The sequence below is a fragment of the Pseudomonas protegens genome (assembly GCF_013407925.2).
Lineage (GTDB): Bacteria > Pseudomonadota > Gammaproteobacteria > Pseudomonadales > Pseudomonadaceae > Aquipseudomonas > Aquipseudomonas fluorescens_AP.
Genome location: NZ_CP060201.1, coordinates 6,019,406 through 6,033,298 on the forward strand (window position 1 = coordinate 6,019,406; position 13,893 = coordinate 6,033,298).

Consider the following 13,893-nt stretch of genomic DNA (forward strand, 5'->3'; position numbering starts at 1 on the left):
TGTCCGTCGATCGCTGCGCTGTGCCCGCCGAATCACGCCAGACCCTTTGACTGCCGGGCCTGGATCGTCTCCAGGCGGCCTGCGCCATTTCTCTGCCAACGACGGGGCAACCTCCATGCAAACAGAACAGAATTTTGTTGACGGCGACTTCATCAAGCCAGCCAGCAGTGCATCAATCGCGGTTTATGATCCGGCCAGCGAAACCCTGGTCGGGCAGGTCTCGGCCGCCACTCAGGAGGAGGCCGTTCGGGCGGTGAGCGCCGCCAGCGCGGCACAGAAAAAGTGGGCGGCGTTGACCAGCATCCAGCGCGCTGACTATCTGCGGGCATTGGCCGATGCCCTGGAGTCGCGGGCCGAGGCCATTGGCCAGGCGCTGGCGGCTGAATCGGGCAAAAGCCTGGCCGACGCCAGCAACGAAGCCCGCTACGCCGCGCAGATCACTCGTTATCACGCGGAATGGGCGCGCCGCATCGAGGGCGAGATCATTCCCAGCGACAGCCCCGACGAAAAGCTGTTTCTGCACCGCGAGGCGATTGGCGTCGTGGCCTGCCTGATCCCGTTCAACTACCCGGTCTACACCCTGCTGCGCAAGGTGGCGCCGGCGCTGATCGCCGGCAACACGGTGGTGGTGCGGCCGAGCAACAACACGCCGCTGTCGGCGTTTGAAATCGCCCGGGCGGTGCAGCAGGCGGACCTGCCGCCGGGTGTAGTGAACATCCTGACCATGGACCACGCCACCGCAGCCACGGTCTGTACCCACCCGGCAGTGGGCATGATCACCCTGACCGGCAGCGTCAATGCCGGGCGTATCGTGCTCGACTACTGCAAGGCCAATATCGCCAAGCCGTCCTTGGAACTGGGGGGCAAGACCCCGGCCATCATCGAGCCCGACGCCGACCTGGAGCAGGCCGCCAGCGCCATCATCGCGTCCAAGACCACCCATTGCGGCCAGTTGTGCACGGCGGTGGAGCGGGTCTATGTCCACGAAAGCGTGCATCAGCGCTTCCTGGCCCTGCTCAAGGAAAAAATCGCCGCCGTGCAGTTCGGCGACCGGCGCCAGGACCCGCGCCGCATGGGGCCTCTGGTCAGCGCGGCTTCGCGGGTTGCGATACATGGCCTGGTGCAGCGAGCGCTCGCCCAGGGCGCAGTGCTCGAAGCCGGTGGCGTGGTGCCCGAGGGGCCGGGGCATTTCTATCCGCCGACGCTGCTTAGCAACTGCCGCCAGGACATGGAGATCGTGCAGGAGGAAATCTTCGGCCCGGTGCTGCCGGTGCTCAAGTACCGGGATATCGATGAAGCCCTGGCCTTGGCCAATGACCACCAGTTCGGCCTGGCCTCGGTGCTCTACACCGAAAACTACCGCACCGCGATGAAAGTCGCCGGGGCCATCCAGGCCGGCGAGCTGTACGTCAACCGGACCCCGGCCGACCCTTACCAGGGCTACCACGCCGGCTGGAAGCGCTCGGGACTGGGCGGCGACGACGGCAAGCACGGCATGCTCGAGTTCACCCAGACCCGCCTGGTGGTCATGCCTTTCTAAGGCAGCTGCAAGTTTCAAGCGGCAAGCGCCAAGCAAAAGCGTGCAATCGACTCTGCCGCTTGCCGTCGTTGGATCAAGACAGCCGCAAGCAAGAGCAGCGCAGTCGTTCTTGCCGCTTGAAGCTCAAAGCTTGCCGCTGCCCCACTAATAATAATGAGTGGCGCTGGATACCGGCGCCCGAGGGCATCGTCATGTCAAAAAATGCCGCCGATCTGGCCGCTATCCCGGGTTCTGCCGCCTTGCCGCTGGACAACAGCGACAAGCGCAGTCGTTATTTTCAACTGATGCTGCTGGTGCTGGCCGCCGGGGCGATCTACCCGATCCTCTACCTGCGCCAGGTCTACCAGACCACCATGCTCGAGGTGTTGCACATCAACCACAGCGAGCTGGGTTACCTGTACTCCATGCTCGGCACCATCTTCCTGATCAGCTACCTGCCCAGTGGCTGGCTGGCGGACCGCATCGCTCCACGCTTGCTGATCTTCTTCTCCCTGGTGGCCACTGGCGCCCTGGGCCTGTGGTACTCCACTGCGCCCTCACTGACGTCGCTGATGATCATCTTCGGCTGCTGGGGGCTGACCACCGGGCTGACCTTCTGGGCCTCGGTGCTCAAGCGGGTGAAGATGATTGCCCGCCACAACGAGCAGGGGCGTTTCTTTGGCATCCTCGACGGCGGTCGTGGCCTGGTGGAAGCCTTGCTGGCGACCCTGGCCCTGGGGTTGTTCGCCCTGGCCACCGAGACCCGTGGCGAGTCCACGGCCGAGGGGTTCCGGCATGTGGTCTACCTGTACTCCTTTACCTGCATTGCCATCGGCTGCGTGCTGGTGCTGCTCAAGGACCCCAAGTCCATGCAAGACACGGCGCCGGTGGAGCAGGGGCGCTTCAACCTGCTCAGCGACCTGGCGACCCTGGTGAAGATCCCCGAGCTGTGGCTGGTGACCGCCATCGTGTTCTGCGGCTACCACATCTTCTGGGCCACCTACAGCTTCTCCGACTACCTGCAGGGCAACGGCATGACCGCGGTGATGGCCGGCACCATCACCACCATCAAACTGTGGATGCGACCCCTGGGTGGCATCGGTGGCGGCTGGCTGGGGGACCGCTTCTCGAATATCTCGGTGCTGATCGTGGCGCTGTTGCTGGCGACCCTGGGCATCGTCGGGCTGATCCTGTTCCCGGCCCTGGGCAGCCTGGGCTTGTTGATCGCCACCGTGATTTTCATCGGCCTGATGACCTACGCCATTCGCGGGCTGTACTGGGCGATCCTCGATACCTGTCGGATCCCCTTGCGCATTACCGGCCTGGCCATCGGCATCGTCTCGGTGGTGGGCTACCTGCCGGACGCCTTTATCCCGCTGATCAACGGCTATCTCACCGAACATTTCCCCGGGGCCTTGGGCTACCGCCTGTACTTCGGCTACATCGCCGCGGTCGGCGCCCTCGGCACCCTGGCCGCGATCGCCTTGCGCGCTCGCGTCAACCGCACCCAGCAGCATTCGCAAACAGGAGCCTGAGATGAAAATCGTCGCCCTTGAAACCCATATCGTCGCTGTCCCGCCACCGCATATCGGCGGCATGTACTGGCTGTTCGTCAAGCTGCGCACCGCCTGCGGCATCGAAGGCGTGGGCGAGATCTACGCCGCCACCTTCGGTCCCCAGGCAATGCAGCCGATCATCGAGGACGTGTTCCAGCGCTACCTGCTGGACCAGGACCCGCACCACATCGAACGCTTCTTCCGCCAGGCCTATTCCAGCGGTTTCACCCAGCGCCCGGACCTGACCATGATGGGTGTGGTCAGCGGCCTGGAGATGGCCTGCTGGGACATCATCGGCAAGGCGGCGAACAAGCCGGTGTACGAGCTGCTGGGGGGCAAGGTCCACGAACGCCTGCGCTCCTACACCTACCTGTACCCGCAGAACAGCCGCGGCGAATACGACTACGACGATCCGGACCTGGCCGCCGAATGCGCGGTGCAGAACATGAACCAGGGCTTCACCGCGCTCAAGTTCGACCCGGCCGGGCCCTACACCGCGTACTCCGGGCACCAGCTGTCCCTGGAAGTGCTGGAGCGCTGCGAAACCTTCTGCCGCAAGATCCGCGAAGCGGTGGGCAATCGCTGCGACCTGCTGTTCGGCACCCACGGGCAGATGGTGCCGTCCTCGGCCATACGCCTGGCCAAGCGCCTGGAGCAATACGACCCGCTGTGGTTCGAGGAACCGGTGCCGCCGGGCCAGGAGCAGGCCATGGCGCAGGTGGCGGCCAAGACCAGCATCCCGATCGCCACCGGCGAGCGCCTGACCACCAAGTACGAGTTCTTCAAGCTGCTGCAGGCCGGTGGTGCCTCGATCCTGCAAATGAACGTGGCGCGCTGCGGCGGCCTGCTGGAGGCGAAGAAGATCGCCAGCATGGCCGAGGTCTACTACGCGCAGATCGCCCCGCACCTGTACAACGGCCCGATTGGCGCGGCGGCGAGTTTCCAGCTGGCGGCCTGCACGCCGAACTTCCTGATCCAGGAAAGCATCATGACCTGGGGCGGCTTCCACGCCGAAGTGCTGACCCAGCCCTTGCAGTGGGAGGACGGCTACATCATCCCGTCTCGCGAGCCGGGCCTGGGGGTGGAGCTGAACATGGACGTGGTGCGCAGACACTCGCCCTATCAAGGCCAGCGCCTGCACCTGCAAATGGCCGCAAGTCCGGTCGACATCAAGGACAGCTCCCCGGCCAAAGGCTGAGCACTTCCGGCCCGGCGACGGGCAGGGCATGGGCAGCCGCCATGGCTGCCTTCAACACGATCTGAGCGGTAACCCTGCATGACATACGACTACATCATCGCTGGCGCCGGCGCTGCCGGCTGCATCCTCGCCAACCGGCTCTCGGCCTCGGGCCAATACTCGGTCCTGCTGCTGGAAGCGGGGGGCAAGGACTCCTCGTTCTGGTTCAAGATCCCGGTGGGGTTCGCCAAGATGTACTACAATCCGACCTTCAACTGGATGTACTACAGCCAGCCGCAGAAGCAGCTCAACGACCGGGCCATCTACGCCCCCCGAGGCAAGGTGCAGGGCGGCTCCGGCTCGATCAACGCGATGATCTACGTGCGCGGCCAGGCCCATGATTTCGATGATTGGGCGGCCAACGGCAACGACGGCTGGAGCTTCGACGAGGTGCTGCCGTATTTCCGCAAGCTGGAGAATCATCCCCTGGGAGACAGCCAGTACCACGGCGCCAGCGGGCCCATCAGCATCACCCCGATGAAGGGCCAGACCCACCCCATCTGTGATGCCTTCCTCAAAGGCTGCGAGGAGCTGGGCTACCCGCGCAGCGAAGATTTCAATGGCGCCAGATTCGAGGGCGCGGGGATCTACGACGTCAACACCCGCAACGGCCAGCGCTGCTCCAGCAGTTTTGCCCATCTGCATCCGGCGCTGAGCCGGCCAAATCTCAAGGTCGAGCATTACGCGCTGGTCGACCGGGTGCTGTTCGATGAGCACAAACAGCGCGCCACGGGCATCAGTGTGACCCAGCACGGGGTGGTCCGGACCTTCAGCGCCAACAAGGAGGTGATCCTCTGTGCCGGCGCCGTGGACACACCGAAGATCCTGCAACTGTCCGGGGTCGGTGATCGCGGGTTATTGGCCCAGCACCAGATTCCTCTGGTGCGGCACCTGCCGGCGGTGGGGCAGAACCTGCAGGACCACCTGTGCGTCAGCTACTACTACAAGGCCAATGTGCCGACCCTCAACGACCAGCTCAGCTCGCTGTTCGGCCAGCTCAAGCTGGGCCTGCAATACCTGCTGACCCGCAAGGGCGCACTGGCCATGAGCGTCAACCAGGCCGGCGGCTTCTTCCGTGGCGATGCCGGGCAGGAACACCCCAACCTGCAGCTGTACTTCAACCCGCTGTCGTACCAGATCCCCAAGAGCAACAAGGCCCGCCTCAAGCCCGAGCCGTATTCCGGTTTCCTGCTGTGCTTCAACCCGTGCCGGCCCACCAGTCGCGGCAGCATCCGGATCGCCTCGAAGAACCCCCGGGATGCGGCGCTGATCGACCCCAACTACCTGAGCACCGACAAGGACATTGCCGAGGTGATCCAGGGCAGCCGACTGCTGCGCAAGATCATGCAGGCCCCGGCGCTCAAGAGCATAACGGTGGATGAAGTGCTACCAGGGCCGGCGGTGGACAGCGATGAGCAGATGCTGCAGTACTTTCGCCAGAACAGCGGCTCGATCTACCACCTGTGCGGCTCCTGCGCCATGGGCCGCGACGAGCAGCGCTCGGTGGTGGACAAGCGCCTCAAGGTGCATGGCCTGGCAGGGCTGCGCATCGTCGATGCCTCGATCTTCCCCAACGTCACCTCCGGCAACACCCACGCGGCGGTGCTGATGGTGGCGGAGAAGGGCGCCGACCTGATTCTTGAGGATGCCCGGTCGATAGCCGGTCACTGAGCATGCGGGAGCCGCGAACCGACCACGCTCAAGTCGAAGCGGCGCCGCGGCTCAGTCAATCAGGTTCTCCGGCGCTACCACCCAGACGCTGCACGGCATGCGGTACAGCAGGTGTTCCACGGTGCTGCCGATCAGGCGCCCCATGCCTTTGCGGATGACCCGGCCCATGACGATTACGTCGATATCGTAGGCATCCGCATAACTGGCCAGCACCTTGGCCGGGTCGCCCATGATCATGTGCTGGTTCTCGGCAGGTATGCCATTGCGCTCGGCCAGTTCCCGGAAGGCCTCGCCCTGCGCCTCGAAAAAGGCTTTGGCGGCGCTGGAGGAAAAGAACGCCGAGGCGTTGTGGAAGCCGAACTCGGCGGCGCTGATGGACGACAGGTCATGGGCATAGATGACATCGAGCAGCGCATTGCAGGTGCTCGCCAGTTTGGCGGCTTCGCGCAAGATCCTGTCGTTCAGGCCGCGGTAGCGTCCATCGCGATGGAAGGGATCGACCGCGGCGACGATCCGGCGCGGCATGGCGTGCTGTACATGGCTGACAAAATGCAGAGGCACCGGGCACTCGCGCAGCAGGTGAATATCCAGGGGCGTGAACATCAGGCGCGACAGCGGCGATTCGTGGTCCAGCGCCTTGATCAGCGCCGCCATCGGTTGTTCCTGGAGGTGAAGCAGAATCTCCTGCAACGGGTTCTGCACCCAGACCACTTCGGTGGTGACCGTGACGCCGATCTTGCGCAAGGGGTGGGCCTGCTCTTCGAGCCACTGGCGGTGACGTTCGACATAGCCCAGGCGCATCTGCTCCAGTGCCTGGCCGTTGACCAGGCCGGCAGTGGCCAGGCCTTCCAGGTAGTCGAATGCCACGATGTGCAGGGCTGAGTCCGCAGCCTTGGCCAGGGCTGCTGCCCGTTCGAAGGCCGGGCTTTTGTGCATCAGGGGCGAGACGACGAGCATGAAGCGTGATGGTTCGGACATGATCGAACTCCGCTAGGTGATTGCCGCAACGCCGAGGCACCAGGGTGGTCCGCTGTCGGCACATTGCAGCCATGGCCCTATGCTGGCGCCAGCCGCGGCGACGGGCTTGATTTTTGTCAAGCGCGTGGGTGAGAGGCCCATGGGGCAGATCAACGGTCGGTGCGCCGCCGATGTGGATCCCGGGGCGGCAGGGGCATTCAGTGCTGGCGCAAATCCAGCCTGACCGGGAAAATCCACCCTGGCCTGCTGCTGCCGTCTGGCACCGCGAGTCGCATAAACAGAGCCATTTAAGGAGTGACACAGTGAAGTTTGGATACACGATTGTTTATGTCCCCGATGTCGAAGCCTCGATCCGTTTCTTCGAAGACGCCTTTGGCTTCTCCCGGCGCTTTCTCGACGAATCCGCTGATTACGGTGAACTCGACAGCGGCGCCACTACCCTGGCGTTCGCCAGTCGCGAGCTGGCCCATGCCAACGGCGAAGGCGGCTACCAGTTCTGCAGCCCCCAGCAACAACCCCTGGGCATCGAGATCGCCCTGGTCACCGACGACGTGCCCAAGGCCCATGCCAAGGCCCTGGCTGCCGGCGCCACGGAACATGCGCCAGTGCAGAAAAAGCCCTGGGGGCAGGTGGTGTCCTATGTTCGCTGCCCGGCGGGGATCCTGGTGGAACTGTGCACCCCGGTGGGCCAGTGATTCGTCGGTCCGCCCCAAGACAGCGACAAGGAGTGCCCAAGCATGGGTAAAACCGAGGATGCCGTTCTGGCCTTGCTCGAGGACATCGGCAGCACCCACGGCCACCTGCTGCAGGTGGTGCAACGGGTACGCCAGGTGGTGGAGGAGTGTTGCGGCCCGGTCGCCGAATCGGTGAAGTACGGGGGCATCCTGTTTTCCCGTGTCGCGCCGTTCTGCGGGGTCTATGCCTATACCGGACATGTGTCGGTGGAGTTTGGCCAGGGCTATCGGTTCGAAGACCCGCATCGGGTTCTGGAAGGCTCGGGAAAGTTTCGTCGACATATCAAACTGCGGACACTGTCGGATGTTCAAGACCAGCACCTTGCCGACTATATAAGGCAGGCACTCAATCACTCGTTCCTGGAACTGAACACTTAAACCAAGGGTTGTTTCCTGCGGGGGATGCTATCCCCCGCACGGGACCTGATTGCCCGGAAAACACAGCGTGGAGCAGCGACAAGCCGGGTCAGCGGCTGCGTCGGCCAGCGCCGCATGCAGCCGGTGTTTGAATAATCCGGGGAATAATGCTGTGATTGCGCCCCCACGCCCCTGGGGCGACCGCGGGTTCACAGAGACACGACGAAATGGATAGCCAAGAGACGACAACCGGGATGTCGCCGTTGCCTCCCGACAGCCAAGGGCGCGAGCGCCTGGAGGCGATTGCCGCCACCTGCGCTCTGGTGCTGGAAACCAACAACCTGCGTGGCGGCCAGGACGCCCTGGAGGCCCTGCACAGTCTTGAACGGCTGATCGCCCGGCTGGCCCGGCAGAGTCTGGCGCCCCAGTCCTTTGCCCAGTGGATCATTACCCACGATGGCCTCGACCTTGAGGCGCGCCAGGCCTTGTGCGCCCTGGCGGGGCGGCCGGTGGATTTTGTCGAGATCGATGGCGGCACCGGCTACTACGAAGCCAAGAATGTCGGCTTCGACGCGGTCGACCGGCAGTGCTGCCAGTACGTGGTGTTTGCCGACGCCGACTGCATTCCCTGTGCCACCTGGCTGGAGCAGTTGCTTGGCCCACTGGCCGGGCCCGACGCACCGCTGGCGGTGGCCGGGCGCACCAGCTATGCGCCCAGCGTCGCCGGCAGCGCCCTGACCGCCATCGACTTCATGTACTTCCCCAGCCCCTTGCGCCAGGGCGCCACGCGTAACTTCTATGCCAACAACGTGGTTTTTCGTTGCGACGCCTTCGAGCGCTACCGCTACCAGCCGCTGGACGGGGTGTACCGGGCCCATTGCCAGGTCATGGGCCTGCGCTTGCAAGCGGCCGGGGTGGCGGTGCTCTATGCCCCCGCGGCCCACACCGAGCATCGTTTGCCCGACAGCCAGGGCGAAGTGCTCAAGCTGCGCTGGCTCAGGGGCGGCGACAGTGTCGACCTGACCCCTTATCTGGTTCGCGCCTACCTGCCGGGCTGGCTGCAATGGCTCGCTCGCAGCGGGCCGCTCGGCCCCCTGTGCGTGATGCTCGGACGCCTGGGCTACAGCCTGCGGGCCCTCAATCATCAGGACCTGCCGCCCGTGCGCGGGTTGCGGCGCCTGGGGGCGATGGCCATGGTCACGGGCATTTCCCTGCTCGATACCGCCGGTGCCGTGGTCCGTGGTTGCGGACTTGAGATCGGCCGCTCCAGCGCGCGCCACAGTGAAGCGCTGTCCTATCACCGCCACCTGGATTGATCCGCGTCGCGGCGCATCGTTGCACGCCGCCGGCGTGCCTAGAGGAAACTGCCATGCACAAACCTTCGCTTGCCTCCTTCGGGCGTTCCCTGCTGTGCCTGGCGCTGCTGGCCCTGGCGACCCAGGCCCAGGCCGCGCCCAGCGAGTTCGCCGGTCGCGGGGTGTATCACTTCGCCTCGGACAGTGGCTGTGCCACCTCGCTCTCCAGCGACATCGAGTGCAACCGGGTGGCCCTGGACGTGGCCGACGCCCGCGCCAGCGTCGACCGGCAAGCCCGGGCCATCGTGATCGAGGCCGCCGACAACCATGACGACAAGACCGTGATCGGCGACATTCTGCTGCACGGCAGCGGCATCGCCGGTGACGGCCAGCGCGTGCCCCTGAGCCTGCAGGTGCTGTTGCGCCGCTCCGCTGCGCAGTGGAAGACCGACACCTATGTGCATGCACCGGTGCGCGGTGCGTTTCGCGATATCGCTCTTGATCCCTACCGCATCAGCGTCCGCGAAGGGGCCGGCGAACGCCTGCTGCTGAGCGCCGAGCAGGCGCGCAAGGCATTGGCCCAGCCGTCGATCGCGGCGAAAGTGGCCAGCTACCTGGTGGTGGTGCGTCCCAGCGATGCGCAGAACCCGGCAGCCGACGACATCACCATCGGCCTGGGGCTGGGCCGGCTGTCCAAGTCGCTGATGCGCGCGCGCTTCAACGCCCGGCAGGCGCCGGCCCAGGCCCTGCAGCAGGTGCTGGAGCAGGGCACCTGGAACCTCGACTTGCAGGCCTTGAGTGGGCAGATTCCGCGGTGGGTGGTGCAGCGCCAGCTGTTTGTGTTCGGCCTTGAGGACAGCCCGTTGCTGCAGGAGGTACGCCAGCGCGGCCTGAACAAGCACGACAGTCTCGAACTGGGCGCGGTCAACGGCCAGGGCTACCTGCGCTTCAACGGCCAGGAGCAGGCCTTTGCCGGCGCCGCTGCCAGCGGTTCGGCCTTTATGCGAGACAGCTTCATCGGCCTGATTCTGGCCTGGCACCACAGCCAGCAGGCGAGCAGCGTCGCCGCGGCGCAGTCCGGGCAATGAGCGCGGAGCAAGGGATGGCGGGCGCGACCGACTTCAGTTGCCTGAACCCGCCCCAGACCCGGGGGCTGGGGGCGTTGCAGGCGCGCCTGGTGGACCGCATCAAGCGCGCCGCGTTGCGGCGTCTGCACTTGAGCCGGCGCGGTGAGCGGCTGTTGCTGCGCATGTACCTGGCCGGTGAAGACGCTACCGAGCGGGCGCTGCTGGACGAGTTGCTGCCGCAGTCGCCGCCCTGGCTCGAACGTCAGGTGCAGCAGCATCTGGCCGATGAGCAGCGCCATGTCACCCTGTTCGCCGAGGCCCTGCGGGCGCTGGGCGACGAAGGCGCGGTGCGCCTGGAACCGGACTGGCTGAGTCGGCGCAAGATCCTGCGCTGGCAGCGGCTGGCCCATCGCTATGCCGGGTATTTCGAGCATGGCCTGCTGGTGCCGGCCTATGCCACCGGGCTCTGCGCCGAGCAGATGGCCGAGCGGGTGTTGCGCCGCCACTGCGCCGTGCTGGACCCCGGGCATCGCTTATATCCGCTGTTGGCGCGGGTGCTGGCCGACGAGCAAGCCCACGTGCGCCTGTGCCAGAACACCCTGCGGCGCATCGTGGCGCCCGGGGAAACGGGGCGGCTGGCGGCCTTGCTCAAGGACATTCGCGCCGTGGATGCCAGCTTCGGCGTCAGCGGGGCCCTGGCCATGCTGGGTGCCGGCTGGGTACTGGGTGGCGTGGGCCGCCGTCGATGAGCGTGCGGATTCTCTATCTGGCCACCGCCGACGCCCGCGGCCACCTGATGCGTGCGCAGTTGCTGGTGCATGCCCTGCGCGCAGCCGGGGCGCAGGTCGATGTGCTGACCACCTCGGCGCCGGGGCAGGCCTTTCTGCAGCGCTTCGGCATCCAGGCGCAGATCCTTTCGCTGCATTACGCGGTGCAGTTCGACCGCGAGCAGAACATGCAGCGCCAGGCCACCAACCGCAATGTCGCCCATTACCTGTTTCGCCCCGGTCGCATGCTGCGGGACATGTGGCACCTGGGGCGCCGCTGGCGTGGCGTCGACCTGGTGATCAACGATTCCTTCCACCCGGCGTTGCTCTACATGGGCATGCTGCCGGGGTGGCGGCGCAAGGTGGTGCATGTCTATGGCGCCAGTCTCAAGCGGGCGCTGCTGAACAACTTCGAGGGCTTGTGGCCGCGGCAGTTCGGGCGCCTGTTCGGCTGGATCGTCGCTCGCCAGATCGATGCGGCGCGGGGGCGCATCGAGCACGACTTCGCCTATGACGTCGATGATGCCCAGGCCCCGGCGCTGTATCGTCTGCCGACGCCGGTGGCCCAGGCCGAGGCGTTGCCGGACGCGCTCGGGGCGGATGCGGCGGTGTACCTCAATCCGCATTTTCGCCAGCCCTTGCTGGCCGACGCCTTGAGCGCCGGGCTGGGAGACGCCGGTCTGCACGGGCATCGGGTGGGCGAGGGCTATGCCGGGCACGATGGCTGGCTCGGCGTCGACCCGCACTGGGCCAGTCGCGCGGCCCGCGCCCGCCTGATGGTGTCGGCCCCCGGCATGGCCGCGCTGGCCATTGCCCGGGTCTATCAGCGGCCGATCATGCTGGTCCTCAGCGACCAGCCCGAACAGACCAGCAATGCGGTTCGCGCCGCCCAGCTGCAGGTGCTGCACCGGGTGGTGACCTGGCGCGGCGACGCCGTGGATTTTCGCCGCCAGGTGGCGCAAGCGGCGCAGCAGTTGAGCGCGGCGGCGCCGGCGCCCGACGTGGCGGCGGGCAACCAGCGTGCCCGGGCGCGGACCGACGCCTGGGTCAGCCGTTTGCTCGGCTTGTGAGGATGCCGTCTTGAGGCGCCATGACCCCGCCGCCGTCCAGCCCGTTGCCATGGCCAGTCCCTTGCGCCGCCTGATATCCGCCGCCCGCCCCGGGCAGGCGCTGGCGGCGGCGTTGGCCCTGCTGCTGGGTCTGGCGCTGTTCATCGGCCTGCAGCGCCTGGTCACGCCCCGCTACAGCTGGGTCACGCCGCTGGATCAGTGGATCCCGTTCGTGGCCGAGTCCTGGTTCCTGTATGTGCTGTTCTTTCCCTTTGTCCTGCTGGCGGCGGCCTACGCCAGCCCGCAGCGCTTTCGCGCGCTGCGCAACGCCACCGGCCTGGCCTTCGTCGTCGCGCTGCTGTGCTTCTGGCTGTTTCCGGAGTGGCTGCCCAGGCCGCAGATCGACGCCCTGGACAATGCCTTCCTGCAACAGCGGCTGAGCCGCATGTGGCAACTGGACCTGGCCTGCAACGGCTGTCCCAGCCTGCATGTGGCGGTGACCTGCCTGGCCTGCCGGGCGCTCCGGGACCGCCCGTACCCATGGTTGAGCGCCGCCACCGGCCTGTTGATCTGCCTGTCGACCCTGACCCTCAAACAGCACACGCTGATCGATGTGGCGGGTGGCGCGCTCCTGGCCCTGGTCTGTGCCCTGGCCACCCAACGACAAGGAAACCACCGCCGTGTCCCAGCCTGAACCCCGAGCCGGCGACAACCGTTCGCTGCGTGCCTTTGTCCCCGAGGCGGAGCTGTTCGAGCTCAAGCCGTGGATCGCCGTGCTGGCCCTGCTGGCGGACTGGGGCCTGATCGCCGCCGCGTTCAGCGCCGCCGCGCTCTGGCCGCATCCGCTGACCTACCTGCTGGCGGCGCTGCTCATCGCCCGCAGCCAGCTGGCCCTGGCGGTGCTCATGCATGAGAGTGCCCACGGCCTGCTGCTGCGCGGGCAGGCACTCAATGATGCGGTGGGGCAGTGGCTGGCGGCAGGGCCGCTGTTTCTGTCCATGGCGACTTACCGTGCCGGTCATCTGAAGCATCACCGCCAGCCGATGCGGCATGACGATCCGGTGATGGCGGTCTTCGGCATGGGCGATTACCCGCTGCCACGGGGCAAGCTGGCCAGGCGCTTGCTGGCGGATCTGCTCGGGCTGGGTTACCTCATCAGTGCCTGCCGACTGGCCCGGGGCGACTACCGCGCGGTGATGCCAAAAGTCGACAAGTCTGCGGGGCTGCTGTGCTCGGAGATCCTTTCCATGCTGCTGAGCAATGGCCTGCTGTTCGGCCTGCTGGCCTGGAGCGGGCACCCCTGGCTCTATCCCGGCTTGTGGCTGCTGCCGGCAATGACCCTGTTGCCGCTGATGGGCCGGGTGCGGGCGATCATGGAGCACGCCGGCCTGCCGGCCCATGCCGACCAGAGCCAGAACGCCCGCAGCATCGTGCGACCAAACTGGCAGACCTTCCTGTTCGGTCCCCACGCCATCCACTACCACATCGAGCATCACCTCTATGTGCGGGTGCCGTTCTACCGTCTGCGTCGTTTGCATCGGCAACTGGCCGCACGGCAGTTGCTGCCGGCGGGCAATCTCTACCGGGGCTACATCGGGGTGCTGCGCGATGTCAGCGATCCTGCGCGCAGGTCGTCGGCAGACTGAAGCCCGGGCTGACCCTG

General features: G+C 66.1%; 13 protein-coding genes. 12 read left to right on the forward strand and 1 reads right to left on the reverse strand.

Features of this window, described 5'->3' with window-relative positions:
• Positions 1–115 precede the first annotated feature (115 nt).
• The 4 genes from aldA to GGI48_RS27840 all read left to right on the forward strand — a co-directional run bounded on the left by aldA (position 116) and on the right by GGI48_RS27840 (position 5,983).
• Positions 116–1,540 carry an aldehyde dehydrogenase gene (gene aldA / locus GGI48_RS27825; protein WP_179601095.1) on the forward strand — a complete coding sequence of 475 codons (1,425 nt, stop codon included), beginning with the start codon at positions 116–118 and terminating at the stop codon, positions 1,538–1,540.
• A 191-nt stretch (positions 1,541–1,731) separates the two neighbouring features.
• The gene (locus GGI48_RS27830; protein ID WP_179601097.1) at positions 1,732–3,054 is read left to right on the forward strand and encodes an MFS transporter; all 1,323 of its coding nucleotides are present in this window, start codon (positions 1,732–1,734) and stop codon (positions 3,052–3,054) included.
• A 1-nt stretch (position 3,055) separates the two neighbouring features.
• A complete protein-coding gene (locus GGI48_RS27835; RefSeq protein WP_103739865.1) occupies positions 3,056–4,273 on the forward strand; it encodes a mandelate racemase/muconate lactonizing enzyme family protein in 1,218 nt (405 codons plus the stop codon).
• Positions 4,274–4,351: 78 nt separating this feature from the next.
• Positions 4,352–5,983 carry a GMC family oxidoreductase gene (locus tag GGI48_RS27840; RefSeq protein ID WP_179601099.1) on the forward strand — a complete coding sequence of 544 codons (1,632 nt, stop codon included), beginning with the start codon at positions 4,352–4,354 and terminating at the stop codon, positions 5,981–5,983.
• Between the two features lie 51 nt (positions 5,984–6,034).
• Here GGI48_RS27840 and GGI48_RS27845 read toward each other — a convergent pair whose 3' ends face one another.
• Positions 6,035–6,961, reverse strand: coding sequence for a universal stress protein (locus GGI48_RS27845; RefSeq protein WP_179601101.1), 927 nt, complete (start codon positions 6,959–6,961; stop codon positions 6,035–6,037).
• Between the two features lie 302 nt (positions 6,962–7,263).
• On the opposite strand from GGI48_RS27845, the gene GGI48_RS27850 reads away from it, so the two are divergent.
• The 8 genes from GGI48_RS27850 (at position 7,264) to GGI48_RS27885 (ending at position 13,876) form a co-directional block, all read left to right on the forward strand.
• Positions 7,264–7,656: a VOC family protein gene (locus GGI48_RS27850; protein ID WP_179601102.1), complete on the forward strand. Its 393-nt coding sequence runs from the start codon at positions 7,264–7,266 to the stop codon at positions 7,654–7,656.
• 42 nt (positions 7,657–7,698) lie between these two features.
• On the forward strand, positions 7,699–8,073 hold the full coding sequence (locus GGI48_RS27855) for a DUF1801 domain-containing protein (protein ID WP_179601104.1): 375 nt from the start codon (positions 7,699–7,701) through the stop codon (positions 8,071–8,073).
• 233 nt (positions 8,074–8,306) lie between these two features.
• Positions 8,307–9,368 (forward strand): glycosyltransferase family 2 protein, encoded by a 1,062-nt coding sequence (locus tag GGI48_RS27860; protein ID WP_260620548.1) that lies wholly within the window; start codon positions 8,307–8,309, stop codon positions 9,366–9,368.
• Positions 9,369–9,421: 53 nt separating this feature from the next.
• Positions 9,422–10,435, forward strand: a complete 1,014-nt coding sequence (locus GGI48_RS27865) for a hypothetical protein (protein WP_103739872.1) — start codon at positions 9,422–9,424, stop codon at positions 10,433–10,435.
• Complete coding sequence (locus tag GGI48_RS27870; RefSeq protein WP_179601108.1) at positions 10,432–11,163, forward strand: hypothetical protein; 732 nt, start codon at positions 10,432–10,434, stop codon at positions 11,161–11,163. The genes GGI48_RS27865 and GGI48_RS27870 overlap by 4 nt, the downstream gene beginning before the upstream one ends.
• Complete coding sequence (locus GGI48_RS27875; RefSeq protein ID WP_103739874.1) at positions 11,160–12,251, forward strand: hypothetical protein; 1,092 nt, start codon at positions 11,160–11,162, stop codon at positions 12,249–12,251. Before GGI48_RS27870 ends, GGI48_RS27875 begins: the two co-directional genes overlap by 4 nt.
• 49 nt (positions 12,252–12,300) lie before the next feature.
• Positions 12,301–12,924 (forward strand): phosphatase PAP2 family protein, encoded by a 624-nt coding sequence (locus GGI48_RS27880; RefSeq protein ID WP_179602158.1) that lies wholly within the window; start codon positions 12,301–12,303, stop codon positions 12,922–12,924.
• Entirely contained in the window at positions 12,911–13,876 is a 966-nt protein-coding gene (locus GGI48_RS27885) for a fatty acid desaturase family protein (RefSeq protein ID WP_179601110.1), read from the forward strand. Before GGI48_RS27880 ends, GGI48_RS27885 begins: the two co-directional genes overlap by 14 nt.
• The last annotated feature ends 17 nt before the right edge of the window (positions 13,877–13,893 follow it).

Bases quoted from the DNA above. Each gene is read 5' to 3' on its own strand.
- aldA (WP_179601095.1), top strand. From the start codon at position 116: ATGCAAACAGAACAGAATTTTGTTGACGGCGACTTCATCAAGCCAGCC.
- GGI48_RS27830 (WP_179601097.1), top strand. From the start codon at position 1,732: ATGTCAAAAAATGCCGCCGATCTGGCCGCTATCCCGGGTTCTGCCGCC.
- GGI48_RS27835 (WP_103739865.1), top strand. From the start codon at position 3,056: ATGAAAATCGTCGCCCTTGAAACCCATATCGTCGCTGTCCCGCCACCG.
- GGI48_RS27840 (WP_179601099.1), top strand. From the start codon at position 4,352: ATGACATACGACTACATCATCGCTGGCGCCGGCGCTGCCGGCTGCATC.
- GGI48_RS27845 (WP_179601101.1), bottom strand. From the start codon at position 6,961: ATGTCCGAACCATCACGCTTCATGCTCGTCGTCTCGCCCCTGATGCAC.
- GGI48_RS27855 (WP_179601104.1), top strand. From the start codon at position 7,699: ATGGGTAAAACCGAGGATGCCGTTCTGGCCTTGCTCGAGGACATCGGC.
- GGI48_RS27860 (WP_260620548.1), top strand. From the start codon at position 8,307: ATGTCGCCGTTGCCTCCCGACAGCCAAGGGCGCGAGCGCCTGGAGGCG.
- GGI48_RS27865 (WP_103739872.1), top strand. From the start codon at position 9,422: ATGCACAAACCTTCGCTTGCCTCCTTCGGGCGTTCCCTGCTGTGCCTG.
- GGI48_RS27870 (WP_179601108.1), top strand. From the start codon at position 10,432: ATGAGCGCGGAGCAAGGGATGGCGGGCGCGACCGACTTCAGTTGCCTG.
- GGI48_RS27875 (WP_103739874.1), top strand. From the start codon at position 11,160: ATGAGCGTGCGGATTCTCTATCTGGCCACCGCCGACGCCCGCGGCCAC.
- GGI48_RS27880 (WP_179602158.1), top strand. From the start codon at position 12,301: ATGGCCAGTCCCTTGCGCCGCCTGATATCCGCCGCCCGCCCCGGGCAG.